General features: G+C 65.5%; 9 protein-coding genes. 3 read left to right on the top strand and 6 right to left on the bottom strand.

Annotated features, from left to right (window positions below):
- Positions 1-142: 142 nt before the first annotated feature.
- Both mprF and P3T23_RS35835 read left to right on the top strand, forming a co-directional pair.
- Positions 143-2737 (top strand): bifunctional lysylphosphatidylglycerol flippase/synthetase MprF, encoded by a 2595-nt coding sequence (gene mprF / locus P3T23_RS35840; RefSeq protein ID WP_429320796.1) that lies wholly within the window; start codon positions 143-145, stop codon positions 2735-2737.
- The gene (locus tag P3T23_RS35835) at positions 2734-4149 is read left to right on the top strand and encodes a virulence factor family protein (protein WP_429320795.1); all 1416 of its coding nucleotides are present in this window, start codon (positions 2734-2736) and stop codon (positions 4147-4149) included. Before mprF ends, P3T23_RS35835 begins: the two co-directional genes overlap by 4 nt.
- Before the next feature lie 64 nt (positions 4150-4213).
- Here the strand turns inward: P3T23_RS35835 and uvrA are convergent, their stop codons facing one another.
- From uvrA to P3T23_RS35815, 4 genes are all read right to left on the bottom strand, one after another.
- Entirely contained in the window at positions 4214-10096 is a 5883-nt protein-coding gene (gene uvrA / locus P3T23_RS35830) for an excinuclease ABC subunit UvrA (RefSeq protein WP_429320794.1), read from the bottom strand.
- A gap of 435 nt (positions 10097-10531) precedes the next feature.
- Positions 10532-10933 carry a type II toxin-antitoxin system HicB family antitoxin gene (locus P3T23_RS35825; RefSeq protein ID WP_429320793.1) on the bottom strand — a complete coding sequence of 134 codons (402 nt, stop codon included), beginning with the start codon at positions 10931-10933 and terminating at the stop codon, positions 10532-10534.
- 55 nt (positions 10934-10988) lie between these two features.
- Complete coding sequence (locus tag P3T23_RS35820; protein WP_429320792.1) at positions 10989-11171, bottom strand: type II toxin-antitoxin system HicA family toxin; 183 nt, start codon at positions 11169-11171, stop codon at positions 10989-10991.
- Between the two features lie 180 nt (positions 11172-11351).
- A complete protein-coding gene (locus tag P3T23_RS35815; protein WP_429320791.1) occupies positions 11352-12257 on the bottom strand; it encodes a LysR substrate-binding domain-containing protein in 906 nt (301 codons plus the stop codon).
- Positions 12258-12376: 119 nt separating this feature from the next.
- Between P3T23_RS35815 and P3T23_RS35810 the strand changes: the two genes are divergently transcribed.
- Entirely contained in the window at positions 12377-13294 is a 918-nt protein-coding gene (locus P3T23_RS35810; RefSeq protein ID WP_429320790.1) for an EamA family transporter, read from the top strand.
- A gap of 106 nt (positions 13295-13400) precedes the next feature.
- On the opposite strand, the gene P3T23_RS35805 is transcribed toward P3T23_RS35810, so the two are convergent.
- Both P3T23_RS35805 and P3T23_RS35800 read right to left on the bottom strand, forming a co-directional pair.
- Positions 13401-13709, bottom strand: coding sequence for an EthD family reductase (locus P3T23_RS35805; RefSeq protein ID WP_429320789.1), 309 nt, complete (start codon positions 13707-13709; stop codon positions 13401-13403).
- A gap of 126 nt (positions 13710-13835) precedes the next feature.
- On the bottom strand, positions 13836-14744 hold the full coding sequence (locus tag P3T23_RS35800) for an MBL fold metallo-hydrolase (protein ID WP_429320788.1): 909 nt from the start codon (positions 14742-14744) through the stop codon (positions 13836-13838).
- Positions 14745-14760 lie beyond the last annotated feature (16 nt).

Raw genomic sequence — 14760 nt, 5'->3', positions numbered from 1 at the left:
GCTGATGTCAACCAATTCATGCACCAATCCGTTCAATTGCTGATCAAGTAATGGGAAAGCTTGCCGTTATAATGCGGACAGCTTTCAACGGGGTAAGCAAGTGCGCGGTAATGGTTCAAAAGGTGGGTCGGCCAGCACCGACATGGTGCAAGAAGGTACGACAAGGCGCCCGGCGATCCCTGGCTGGGCCTTCAACATTCAACGATTCAAGGCGCTGCCGCTGCGGCGCCTGGCAATTCCGGCATTAGCCCTTGTGGTCTGCGCAATCGTGCTGACAGTCTTCCAGCACCTCTCGCAGACCATTCATTACCACTCCGTCGTCTACAGCCTGCGTCAGTTGACGCCGCAGGCGCTCGCCACGTCGCTGCTCGCGACTGCCTTCAGTTACGTCGTACTCGTCGCCCGCGATGCGGTCGGGTTGCGCTCGATCGCCGCAAAGGTGCCGCGCCCCACGCTGTGGATCGGCGCGACAGTCGGTTCCGCGCTCGGCAACGCCACCGGCTTCGGCGCACTGACCGGAGGCGCAGTGCGCTGCCGGGTGTACGGCACGGCCGGCATCAAGCCCGCGCAGGTTGGCCGCCTCACCCTCTTCACCAGCGTGACCCTCGGGCTTTCGCTCGTGCTCCTCGCCGGCCTCGGCATGCTGTTCGACGCGCCGGCCTTAAGCCGCATGACCCATGTCGCGCCCGCGCCGCTGATCGGCGGCGGCGTGGCGATCGTTGCCGCGCTGGCGTTGCTGGTTGCCTGCTGCCGTCCCGCTTCGCGGTCCATCCGCCTCGGCCGGCTCACGCTCGAAGTGCCCGCCCGCCGCGATCTGCTCGATCAGTTGTGGCTCGCCGCGCTCGATGTCGCCGCCGCCAGCGTCGCGCTCTGGGCGCTGCTGCCGCATGCCGACGTCGGTTTCGCCCAGTTCGTCGCGATTTTTTGCGCCGCGATGCTGCTCGGCATGATCGGCCACACGCCCGGCGGCCTCGGCGTGTTCGAAGCGTCGATGGTGTTCGCGCTGGGCGGCAGCGTGGAGACGCCGGCCATGGTCGCCGCCCTGCTCGCCTGGCGCGTGATCTATTTCGGCGTGCCGCTCTTGGTGTCGTCGGCGCTGCTGGCGGGCTTCGAAGGGCATGCGCTCAAGGCCCGCTTCGCGGGCCGCGGTTCGCGTGACATCACCCAGCTCGTCCCGCTGTTTCTCAGCATCGTCACCTTCGCGGTCGGCGGCATGCTGGTGATTTCCGGCGCGACGCCGGCCTTCGGACGCCGTCTCGCCATCCTCCAGACCGTCGTGCCGTTGTGGGTGCTGGAAAGCTCGCAACTGCTCGCGAGCCTGCTCGGCGTGCTGCTGCTGTTCGTCGCGCGCGGGCTGCTGCGCCGGCTCGATGCGGCGTGGTGGCTGACGATGCTGCTGGCCGTCGCGAGCCTTGCGCTGTCGCTGACGAAGGGTCTCGCGTTTGTCGAAGCCGGCGTGCTCAGCGTGCTGATCACGCTGCTCGCGACGACGCGCCACCGCTTCAACCGTTCGTCATCGCTCTTCAGCGAGCGCTTTACGCTGACCTGGCTGGTGTCGGTCGGCATCGTGATGATCGTCGCTTCATGGATCCTGTTCTTCGCGTTTCGCGATGTGCAGTACAGCCGCGATCTGTGGTGGAACTTCGCCTTCGACGAGCGCGCGCCGCGTGCGCTTCGCGCAACGCTGAGCGCCTGCCTGTTCGCGGCCACGATTGCGTTCTGGCAACTGTTGCGGCCGGCTGCGGGCCGCTTTGTCGAGCCGCCTGCGGGCGACCTCGCCGACGCCGCGAAGATCGTCCGTTCGCAGGAGCGCAGCGACGCCGGGCTCGCGTTGATGGGCGACAAGAGCTTCCTGTTCTCGAAATCGCGCGAAGCGTTCCTGATGTACGCGAAGCACGGCCGTACCTGGGCCGCCCTGCACGACCCGGTCGGTCCGCGCGAAGAGTGGGTCGAACTGATCGGCGAGTTCATGGCGCTCGCCCATGCACACAGCGGCCGCGCCGCGTTCTACCAGGTCCGCGCGGACGCCCTGCCGCTTTATCTCGACGCCGGCCTCACGTTGATGAAACTCGGCGAGGAAGCACGCCTCGTGCTGAGCGACTTCGAACTGGCCGGCGCACACCGCACCCACCTGCGCTACGCGCTCAAACGCGGCGAACGCGACGGCCTGACTGTCGAAATGTTCAAGCCGCCGCTCGTCCCCGAACTGCTGCCGGTGCTGCGCGGCATCTCCGACGCGTGGCTGGAAAGCCGTTCCGCGAAGGAAAAGAGCTTCTCGGTTGCCGCCTTCACCGACGACTATCTCTCGGCACAGTCCGTCATGCTGGTCCGTCAGCAGGGCACGCCGGTGGCGTTCGTCACGTTCATGACGACCGATCTGAACATCGACGCGACTGTCGGCGTGATGCGCCATGTGCCGGGCGCGTCGTCCTATGCGATGGAATACCTGTTCACCAAGCTGGCGTTGCATCTGAAGCAGGAAAACTTCCGCAGCCTGAGCCTCGGCATGGCGCCGCTCTCGGGCATGAATCCGACGCCGCTGGCTTCACCGTGGCACCGTTTCGCCAGCCTGATGTGGCGTTTCGGTGGCCGCTTCTACAACTTCCGCGGCCTGCGGGGCTTCAAGAGCAAATTCCAGCCCAACTGGGAGCCGCGCTATCTGGCCGCATCGGGTTCGGTGGGCGTCGTGCTAACGCTCGCCGACCTGTCACTTCTCGCCGAAGGCTGGCGTTCATGAAATCGTTGAAAGTATTGTTGGCCCTGAGCTTGACGACGGGCCTGTTCGCTACGGCGCTGTCGTTTGCGCACGCTGCCGCTGCTGATCCGGCTGCCAGCACCGTCTCCGGCGGCCGTTACGGCAACGTGGTCGTCACGCGGCCGACGGGCGAGATGCGCGGCTTTGTCGTGCTGTTCTCCGGACGCAGCGGCTGGCGCCCGACCGACCAGCAGGCCGCCGACGCGCTCGCGCGCCATGGCGCGATGGTGGTCGGCGTCGATACGGAGCGCTACGCCGCGATGCCCGCCACGCGGAAGGAAACCTGCCGCAACCTGGTCGGCGACGCGGAAGCGATGAGCCACCAGTTGCAGCGCGAGGTGCAGTCGGACCGTTACTTCCTGCCGATCGTCGCGGGCACGGGCCAGGGCGGCATTCTGGCGACGCAGATGCTCGCGCAGGCGCCGTCGAACACGCTCTCGGGCGCGGCATCGATCGATCCTGACGCGCAACTGGATGCGCGCTTCAACCCCTGCCCTCCCGATCCGACGATCAGCCGGGGCAACGGCCTGCCCGGGTTCGTCGAAATCGGCGCGACGACGGCCGACGCCGTCAAGACACCCACGCCCGCAGGCGGCAAGCCCGTCGCCGTGCGACGCCTGCCGCCCAGCACCTCGACCGCCGATGCGATGGTCACGCTGCTCGGTTCGCACCTCCGTGCGCACGAAGCCAGCGAACAGGATGTGTCCGATCTGCCTCTGATCGAACTGCCCGCCGCTCATCCCACCGACATGCTTGCAGTCGTGATATCCGGCGACGGCGGCTGGCGCGACCTCGACAAGAGCATCGCCGAAGCCCTGCAGAAACAGGGCGTGTCCGTGGTTGGCTGGGACAGCCTGCGCTATTTCTGGGCCACGAAGTCGCCACAGCAGACTAGCCATGATCTCGCGCGGGTGCTGGAAACCTACGGGTCGCGCTGGCACACGCACCAGGTTGCGCTGATCGGCTACTCGTTCGGCGCTGATGTGATGCCTTTCGCGTACAACCGCTTGCCCGAAGCCTTGCGCGCGAAGGTCTCGCAGATGGCGCTGCTGGGGTTTGCCCATTCGGCGGACTTCCAGATTCGCGTGACCGGCTGGCTCGGCATGCCTGCCAGCAACGAAGCGCTACCTGCGCTGCCGGAGGTGTCGAAAGTGCCGCCGGGAATCGTGCAGTGCGTGTACGGCGAAGACGAAGAAGATACCTTGTGCCCGGCGCTCGCGAAGTCGGGTGTGACGGTGCTGCGCACGGCCGGCGGCCATCACTTCGGCCGCGACTACAGCAGCCTCGCGAACTCGCTTCTCGATAGCTGGCGGCGGCAGATCGCCTCGCGCGAATGCGATGTGTCAAAGGCATCGGCTGGCGGCGCTCCGGCCGCGGGTTGCAACACGAAGTAAGCCACCGCCTGCTCAAGCCGGGTCCGCGTTCAGCGAGAACGAGGACCCGAGCCTCTCTCCGGCCTCATCCCATCCGGACGGCCCCCGCCTCTTCCGACGCAGCAAGCTCGCTTTTCTCGCGCGCCAGCACAGGCGCAAGCGCGCGCCCCGTATGACTCGCCGAGACCTGCACGAGCCCTTCCGGATGCGTTGCGGCGACAATCGCGCCGCCACCCACGCCGCCTTCCGGCCCGAGGTCGATAATCCAGTCCGCCTCTGCAATCACGTCGAGGTCATGTTCGATGACCACCACGCTGTGCCCGCCATCCACCAGCCGATGCAGGACACGGATCAGCTTCGCGACGTCCGCCATATGCAATCCGACCGTCGGTTCATCGAGCACGTACAGCGTATGCGGCGCCTTTTGCCCCCGGCGTGTGATGTCGTCGCGCACCTTGCTCAGTTCGGTGACGAGCTTGATGCGCTGCGCCTCGCCGCCTGAGAGCGTCGGCGAAGGCTGACCGAGCGTCAGATAGCCGAGCCCGACGTCCTTCATCAACTGCAGCGGATGGGCGATGTTCGACAGCGGCGCGAAGAACTCGACGGCCTCGTCGATTTCCATCGTCAGCACGTCGCCTATATTCTTGCCGCGCCACGTCACCGCCAGCGTCTCGGGGTTGAAGCGCTGGCCATGACAGACGTCGCACGGCACCTTCACGTCCGGCAGGAAGCTCATGCCGATCGTGCGCACGCCCTGCCCTTCGCACGCCGGGCAACGGCCATCGCCCGTGTTGAACGAGAAGCGCGACGCCGTATAGCCGCGCGCCCGCGCTTCGAGCGTATCGGCAAAGAGCTTGCGGATCGTGTCCCACACGCCGATGTAGGTGGCCGGACACGAGCGCGGCGTCTTGCCGATCGGCGTCTGGTCGACCTCCAGCACGCGATCGATGGTTTCCCAGCCCGTGACCGAATCGCAACCCTGCCAGGCATGTGTGACATTGAGCGAGGGACGCGGCGCACTGCGTGCGAGTACGCTCGAGCGGCGGCTCGCGGACGGCTCATCCTGCTGCGCCGCCTTGCGCGCACGCTTAGTAGCTGGCGACGACAGCACCGATCGGCCAACCGCGTCGAGCATGTTCGCCATCAGCACGTCGCGCGCGAGCGTCGACTTGCCCGAGCCGCTCACACCCGTCACCGCGACGAGCCGTGCGAGCGGAATGCCGACCGTCACATCGCGCAGGTTATGCAGCTTGCCGCCCTGCACGGTCAGCCAGCTTTCAGGCACGGCCGCGCCGTTCCTGCGTGACGGTGTGACCGGCCGGCGCGGCTGCAACGGATGCGTGATCGGTTGCGCGAGAAACTGCCCGGTCAGCGAGTCGGCATGCGAAGCGAGATCCGCCACGCCCCCCTGCGCGACCAGACTCCCCCCGCGCTTGCCCGCGCCCGGGCCGATATCGATGATGTGATCGGCGCGTCGGATCGTATCCTCGTCATGCTCCACGACGACCAGCGTGTTGCCCTTCTCGCCCAACTTGCGCAACGCGCTCAGCAGGATCTGGTTGTCGCGCGGATGCAGGCCGATGGTCGGTTCGTCGAGCACATAGCACACGCCCTGCAGGTTACTGCCGAGTTGCGCCGCGAGGCGGATCCGTTGTGCTTCGCCACCGGAAAGACTGGGCGCCGCACGATCCAGACTCAGATACCCGAGCCCCACTTCTTCGAGGAATTGCAGGCGGCTGCCGATCTCGCTCACGACGTCACGAGCGATCTCCGCATCGCGGCCTTTCAACTGAAGCCCGTCGATCCAGCGGCGGGTATCGGACACCGTCCACTGCGCGACGTCGACAATCGGATGTTCGTCGAAGGTCACCGCGCGCGCCGCCGGATTCAGGCGCGTACCGTGACAGTCCGGGCACGGCTCGTCGCCGACGCCTTCCGGTTCCTGCTCTTCCGACGGCAGACTCTGCTCACGGCCGCGGCCGTCTTCGACAAGCAGCGTGTCGTCGTACGCCGCGCGCTGTTCGCGCGTCAACGCAAGCCCGGTGCCGACGCAGGTCGTACACCAGCCGTGCTTGCTGTTGTACGAGAACATGCGCGGGTCCAGTTCCGGATAGCTCGTCCCGCAAGTCGGGCAGGCGCGCTTGACCGACAGCACCTTGGTCGTGCCAACCTGCGCGGTCGGATGACTGTTGTGCAACGCGTCGTGCAGACCGTCGAGCGGCGCGAGCAGATGGATGATGCCCTTGCCGAGTTCGAGCGTATCGTCGAGCGCGCGGCGCAACTGCGCCTCGTGATCGGCGGACACGACGAGATCGGCGACGGGCAGCTCGATCGTGTGCTCGCGGAAGCGGTCGAGCTTCGGCCACGGATCGACCGGCACGAACTCGCCGTCGACACGCAGATGGGTATTGCCACGCGCCTTCGCCCATTTGGCAAGGTCCGTATAGACGCCCTTGCGGTTGACGACGAGGGGAGCGAGCAGACCGACGTGTTCGCCCTTGTGATCGCGCAGCAGCTGCGCCGCGATCGATTCGACGCTTTGTGACGTGACCGGCGTACCGTCGTGGATGCAGTGCTGCAGACCCAGCTTCACGTAAAGCAGCCGCAGGAAATGCCACACCTCCGACGTCGTCGCCACCGTGCTCTTGCGCCCGCCCCGCGACAGGCGCTGCTCGATGGCCACCGTCGGCGGAATGCCGTACACGGCGTCGACTTCGGGCCGCCCTGCCGGCTGGACGATCGAACGGGCATAAGCGTTCAGCGATTCGAGATAACGGCGCTGGCCTTCGTGGAACAGGATGTCGAATGCGAGCGTCGACTTGCCCGACCCCGACACGCCCGTGATCACGTTGAACTTGCCGTGCGGGATATCGACGTCGAGCGACTTCAGATTGTGCTCGCGCGCATTGACGATACGCACGACATCCTCGCCCTCGACGGCTCGCCGCGCGCGCGCCGCGCTCAGCGCGGTCTGCAGCGGGATGCCCTGCGACGCGGGCGCGACTTCGACGCCCATCGACTCGTCGTAGTGAATCAGCGCCCGGCCGGTGTGCGACTCCTCGCATTGCTTCATTTCATCGGGCGTGCCGGCGCAGAGGACGCGGCCCCCGCCATCGCCGCCTTCCGGACCGAGATCGATCAGCCAGTCGGCTGCGCGGATCACGTCCAGGTTGTGCTCGATCACGATCAACGAATGACCGCCGGCCAGCAGCTTGCCGAACGCCTGCATCAGCTTGGCGATGTCGTCGAAATGCAGACCGGTGGTGGGCTCGTCGAACATGAAGAGCTTGCCGGCAGTGGCCGCGGTGGCCGGCTTCGCGCCGCGCGTCGTGCGCGCCTGCGCGGTTTCCGCGAGAAAGCCGGCGAGCTTCAGACGCTGCGCCTCGCCGCCCGAAAGCGTCGGCACGGGCTGGCCCAGTTTCACGTACTCCAGACCGACATCCACGATCGGCTGCAGCACGCGCAGCACTTCGGCGTCGGCGGCGAAATACGCGGCTGCCTCGCTGACCGTCAGATCCAGTACATCCGCGATGTTCAGCGCACGGTCGCCACGCTCGATCTTCACTTCGAGAATCTCAGAACGATAGCGTCGTCCGTCGCAGTCCGGGCAGCGCAGATAGACGTCGCTCAGGAACTGCATCTCGATGTGTTCGAATCCGGAGCCGCCGCACGTCGGGCAGCGCCCGTCGCCCGAGTTGAAACTGAACATGCCCGCCGTATAGCCGCGTTGCAGCGCGAGCGGCGCCTTCGCGAACAGCTTGCGGATCTCATCGAAAGCACCGACATAGCTCGCCGGATTCGAGCGCGCCGTCTTGCCGATCGGCGACTGGTCGACAAACACCGCGTCGCTCACCTGCTCCGCGCCGATGAGCTGCCGGAACGCACCGGGTGACTCCGTCGCCTTGCCGAGATGCCGCGCCATCGCCGGGTACAGCACATCCTGGATCAGCGTCGATTTGCCGGAGCCCGACACACCCGTCACGCAGACGAGCCGTTGCAGCGGAATCCCGACCGTCACGTCCTGCAGGTTGTGCTCGCGCGCGCCTTCCAGCACGATGCGCGGCGTGTCCGCCTTGACCGGACGGCGCGACCAGCGCGACGCGTCAGCCACATGGCGACGCCCGCTGAGATATTCGCCGGTGAGCGTGCCGGCCGAGCGGATGTCGTCAGGCAAGCCGTCATAGATGATCGTGCCGCCGCGCTCGCCCGGGCCGGGACCCATATCGATCAGGCGATCCGCCGCGAGCATCACGGACGGATCATGCTCCACCACCACGAGCGTATTGCCGGCGTCGCGCAGCCGATGCATCGCCTCGACGATCCGGTTCAGGTCGCGCGGATGCAGCCCGATGCTGGGCTCGTCGAGCACGAACAGGGTTTTGGTGAGCGATGTGCCAAGCGCCGTCGTCAGGTTGATCCGTTGCACTTCGCCGCCCGACAGCGTGCGGCTCTGCCGGTCCAGCGTCAGATAGCCGAGCCCCACGTCGCACAGATATTTCAGCCGCGTGCGCACTTCGGCGAGCAGCAGTTTCAATGCATCGTCGAGGAGCGCGCTTGGCAGCGTGATCCCGTCGAAGAAGCGCCGGATGCGCTCGATCGGCAGCAGCATCAGATCGTGCACGGTCAGGCCCGGCAACGCTTCGAGCTGCGCGCGCGTCCACTCCACGCCGCGCGGCATGAAGCGCTGCGCGGGCTCGAGCACCGCATCGGCATTCGGCTTCGTGCCGAGACGCCACAGCAGCGACTCCGTCTTGAGCCGCGCCCCGCCGCAGGTTTCGCACGGCGTGTAGCTGCGGTACTTCGACAGCAGCACGCGGATGTGCATCTTGTACGCTTTCGATTCGAGGTACGCGAAGAAGCGCTTCACGCCGTACCACTGGCTCTGCCACTTGCCGTTCCAGTCCGGTGAGCCGTTGATGACCCAGTCGCGCTCTTCCTGCGACAGTTCCGCCCACGCGGTATCGCGCGGGATGCCGGCCTTCGCCGCGTAGCGCATCAGGTCGTCCTGGCATTCTTTCCAGGCGGGCGTCTGCATCGTCTTGATCGCGCCGCCGCGCAGGGTCTTGCGCTCGTCCGGAATCACCAGCCCCAGGTCGACCCCGATCACGCGGCCGAAACCGCGACAGGTTTCGCACGCGCCGTACGCCGAGTTGAACGAGAACAGCGCCGGCTGCGGATCCGCATAGCGCAGGTCGCTGTCGGGGTTGTGCAGACCGGTCGAGAAGCGCCAGATCCGAGGCTCGGTGGCCTCCCCAGGCACCTGGAGCACATACACGTTCACCCGGCCGCCGCCGCGCTTGAGCGACGCCTCGATGGCCTCGACGGCGCGCACCTTGTCCGTCTGCTGCAGGCGAAAACGGTCGGCCACCACGTCGAGCATCTTGCGCGGCCCGGTGGGCGACTCCACCTCGCGCTGCGCCTGCACACGCGTATAGCCGCTCGCCGAGAGCCATTGCTCGACTTCGGCGTCAGTCGCGGATTCGGGCAGTTCGACCGGGAACGTGACGACGAGCCGCGGATCCTGGTCCACGGTGCGCGCCAGCAGGTCGGCATAGATCGTCTCCGGCGTGTCGTGCCGCACCGCCTGTGCGGTCTTGCGGTCGTACAGTTCGGCCGCGCGCGCGTAGAGCAGCTTCAGATGGTCGTTCAGCTCGGTCATCGTGCCGACCGTTGAACGCGAGCTGCGCACCGGGTTGGTCTGGTCGATCGCGATCGCGGGCGGCACACCATCGACCCGGTCGACCTGCGGCCGGTCCATGCGGTCGAGAAACTGACGCGCGTACGCACTGAAGGTTTCGACATAGCGCCGCTGCCCTTCGGCATACAGCGTGTCGAACACGAGGCTCGATTTGCCCGACCCCGACGGACCCGTGACAACGGTCATTTCGCCGGTGTGCAGGTCGAGATCGAGGTTCTTGAGATTGTGCTGACGAGCGCCGCGAATGCGGATCAGATTGTTGGAAGCCAATTTGTGCTTTCGAATCAGTTGGTTATAGCGTGATGTCCACACCGGTTCCCAGCCCTGAAACCCGCCATCGCATACGAACGGGTCAGATAAACACAGAGGGGTTAGGGTCGGCAGACTGTCGGCCCATACTGTACACCCATACAGTACATGAAGTCTGCACCGCCTGCTTGATCGGGCGGCAGGATCACGGGAAACGACAGGGTTCCAGCTGGCGCCGGAAGATCGATTTCTGGCTTGCAATCAAAAGCCAGCGGCAGAAGCGGACTGAGCGCCTCGAAGCGCGCGTGGACCAACCTTGAAACCGCCGGACGGTTAGATCCCGCTTCATCTGACGTCATGGTAGCGCTGCGGCGTGTCCCGGATAAAGCAAGGCCCGCCTGAGCGGGCCTCACATGCATCACGTGCCTCAATCCATTACGTTCCCTTGAGAGCGAGTCAGCTATGCGCTAACGCCTCCAGGGCTGCACGCGCAAGAAACCCGCTCCTGGTTTCATGACGAGCCTCAACATAAGCATCGATCTTATGTAATACAAACCGTGGCAGGCTCACGTTAATCCGTTCCGGCCTTGAATCGAGCCGTGACAGATCGACATCGACAAGAGCCCATACAGCCCCTGCATACTCCGGCTTTGCCACCAGTTCTTCCACAGTGGAACACGTAAAGCCAACGTCCTCACCGAGTTCAACCAGGGTTGAGACATGGCCGACGATTGCTTCTTTTGCGTTTCTGATTGCGTCATCGATGGTGTCGCCCCAGGAATGGACGCCCGGAATATCCGGCACAGTCACTCCATAGACACTCCCATCGTCCTTATGGACAGCGATGGGAAATTCCATTACTGATTCTCCGCTACGATTTACGAATGCACCCTGTGTTGGTGAAAACTACCGCTCAATCAAGGGCGGCGCTTTTCAGGATGCTCTTTACCGTCCCGACCGGAAGGTCCTTTTTCGGATGCGGAACCGTCACCAGGCCCTTTTTCCAAAAGTGTTTAAAGTGATGGTGGCTGCCCGTAACCCGCACTTCTCTCCATCCATCTTCTTCGAGCATCCGGATGAGCATTGATGAATTCATCAGGCCTCCGTACGTCTTGTGTGTAATTCTACACACCGATCAAAGAAAATCAAGAAAAGTGTGTAGTCGTGTGTATTTTCACACGTCGCTGGACGCGCGCAAATCCTGACCGAATGGCATAGGGCGGATGGCCATGACCGCGCTTCGCCGGATCCTGGCTTCACATGCTCAGATCGAGGTCTAAAACGTCACGGCCGAGGTCTCAGCCAACCGCCCCTCCGGCAACCCAATATTCAGTTCCTCACACAAGAAAGTCTGCAACGTCTGCACGGCGGCAGCCTGCGCGTGTGGCGCGGCGCGCGTGAAGAGTCCCAGGTCCGCGGTGGGCGGATCCGGCAAGCCGTCGTTGCGGCCCAGCACGCGCATCGATTCGTGGCGGATATTGCCCTCGAGCAGCACGGACACCCCCAGCCCCGCCTCGACCGCCGACTGCACGGCCGGCAGGCTGGTGCTGGTACACACCACCCGCCAGGCGATCCCGGCACGCCGCAGGATCGTCAGCACCTGCTGCTGCCACAGGCAGCTGCCGCCGAACGCGACGATCGAGAGCGCCGTGTCGGGCGACGCAACGAAGCCGCGGGCGCCGACCCAGTACAACGGCTGCGTCCACGTCATGAGCGGCGGTGCTGCGACGATCGCCGGATCGCCCACGAGCAGATCGAGTTCGCCATCGGCCAGCCGGGCCGACAGTGCCGCGCTGCTATCGACGACGATTTCCAGCGCGACCTGCGGATACGCCGCGGAAAACCGCCTGAGTGCGCGCGGCAGACGACCCACCGCAATGTCTTCGAGCATGCCCAGACGCACCGTGCCCGCCACCTGCCCCGCGCTCAGCGCGCGCCGCGCATCGGCGCCTGCGCCGAGTATCGTGTGTGCGTACGGCAGCAGCAGATGTCCGGCCTCGGTCAACTGGACGCCGCGCGGCGAGCGGTCGAGCAGGCGCTGCCCAAGGTCGTCCTCCAGCCTTCGCAACTGCATGCTGATCGCCGCCTGCGTCCGCGCAAGGCGAATCGCGGCGGCGCTGACTGCGCCGGTCTCCGCCACGGTGACGAAGGCGCGCAACAGAGTGCTATCGAGGTCTCGCATTATTAACGTTCCTGATATGCCCATAAGAAATATCAGCTTATTTTATTTCGATGTAGCCCGCTATGATGGCGTCACCCGAGACCCCGAACGACCGCAAAACCGGCCGCATGGAAAGCAACATGAAACAGACGACCCTGGTCGAGACTCCGGTTCCGGCCGCCGCCAGTCCACAGCCCGAGACTGCCCCGACGGGGCCGAAGTCGGGGCGCGCAGCCGGCAATGCGGCCCTGCTGTGCGTGCTGTCGATGTCGAGCGTGCAGTTCGGCGCGGCGTTGTCCGCGCCGACGATGAATGCGTTCGGCTCGTTCAGCACGACCTGGCTGCGGCTTGGCTGGGCGGCGGTCGTGCTGGCGCTGATCGTGCGTCCCAAGGTGCGCACCTATTCGCGCCAGCACTGGTTTGCCGCTGGCGTGCTGGGTGTCGCGATGGCCGTCATGACCCTCTGCTTCTTTCTCGCCATCCAGCGCATTCCGCTTGGGCTCGCCGTTGCGATCGATTTCCTCGGGCCGCTCACGGTCGCCACGATCGGCGTGCGCCGCGTGCGTGCGCTGCTCTGGCCGCTGCTGGCCCTCGCCGGCGTGTTGCTGCTCGCGCACGATCGCGCGGGCTGGGTCGGTGAACCGCTCGGCGTCCTGCTTGCATCTGGCGCCGCCGCCGGCTGGGGCGTCTATATCGTGCTGATGAAGAAGACCGGCGCGATGTTCAGCGGCCTCGAAGGGCTGTCGGTTTCACTGATCGCGGCGGCCATCGCGGCAACGCCTTTCGGGCTTCTGCAAAGCGGCGGCCACCTGCCGCTCGCACAGCTCGCGGCGACTGCCGGTCTCGCGGTGCTGGTGCCCCTGTTGCCGTACGCGCTGGAAATGGTCGCGCTGCGCCATATGCCGGCCTCGTCGTTCGGCATCCTGATGAGCGTCGAGCCAGCGATCGGCGCGCTTGCCGGCTTTGTCGTGCTGCATCAGCCGATGACGGCGCTGCAACTCCTCGGCACCCTGTTCGTGGTCGGTGCGAGTGTCGGCGTGGTGGCGGCAGCGCCCTGAGAACCACGAGGCGCGCAGGCAAGGCGCGTTCGCAAAAGCGCCCCAGGCCACGCGTCGAAGCGCGCGCGATATCGCGCGACAGCGACCCGCACGGCGGCGCGAGGGTTCAAACGACCTTCGTTTCGATGACGAACATTTCCACGCCTGCCTGAGCAAAATTGGCCAGATCGCCCGCAGCGGCTTTGCCTGCGGGTGAGCCTAACGCCTCCTTGACGGCTTCCGATGAAGGGAACTCGAGCGTCGCGATGAGGTGATACGCCGATTGCCCCTGCAGGTCCTTCACCGGCCCGGAACTGACCTCATAGCGCTGCAGCCCGGGAAGCTTCTTCGCGAGGTACACGTGGGTCGAAAAGTAGTAGTCGTCGAATGCCGACGGATCGGCCGGGTTTTTATAGAGCACGACGAGTTTTGCCATGATGTTGCCTCCTTGGACGTTGAACTGAAACCGCTGCAAAAAGCCGCGTGATGCAGGTGTCGCGCGTTCGCTCATTCATCGGCCTTTCCCGCCACGAAATCGCGCGTGGCATCGACGCTCACCACCTCACTGGTTTTCCAGTTGCAGATACAGACGCTGCACGTTCTGCGGCTGTGCCACCGCATAGAGCTTGTAGCGGCTGAAGTCCGGCACCTGCACGCTGCGCATCGCCTCCGTGAGGCCGACACCGGCCTCGTAGGCGCGCCTTACGCCCGCATCCAGCTGCCGCAAATACACGCCCGTCTGCGCGACGTCCTGCTTCTCTACGAGCGGCCCGAAGCCCGGCACGACGATGCGCGCATCCGTGACCTGCAGGCGCTGCAGCGCGTCGAGCCAGCCCGGAATGTTTTCGTTGCGCAACTCGGGAATCCGCCCGACGCTGACAAGGCCGCCGGCAAACAGCACCCCGGTCGACGTGTCGAGCACGGCCAGATCGCCGGGGGTGCTTGCCGGGCCGAAATGCAGCAACGCGAGCTGACGACCGCCCGACTCGATCTGCGTCGAGCCGTCCACCGTGCGATCGGGCACGGTCACGCGCGAACCGGCCATTTCCTCTTCGCCCAGCGTGCGGCGCAGCTTCGTGAGACAGATCGCGCAGCGCTCGCGGATCAGTTCCGCCGTGCGCCTGTGCGCGAGAATCGGCACATCCTGATCGCGGAACGCTGATGCGCCGAACACAAACTCCGCAGCCTGATGCGTGATGATCACGAGTTCGATCGGCAACGGCGTGACCTTGTGGATCGCCTCGATCAGCGCGCGTCCGTATCGATATGACGAGCCGGTATCGATGACGGTCACGCCACTCGCGCCGACGATAAAACCATTGTTCGCGACGATGCCGCGATTGGCCGGCGCCACCGCATCGCCGCTGCCCTGCATCACGTACACGCCCTGCGCCACGGCGACCGGCACCGGCATGTCGCCGGGCCCCGCACACACGGGCCGGGCAGAGGTCACCAGCATCAGCATCAGCATCGCGATCACAGCCGGA

It is taken from the genome of Paraburkholderia sp. GAS448, from assembly GCF_050435685.1.
Taxonomy (GTDB): Bacteria; Pseudomonadota; Gammaproteobacteria; order Burkholderiales; family Burkholderiaceae; genus Paraburkholderia.
This window is presented reverse-complemented; position numbering and strand designations above follow the sequence as displayed.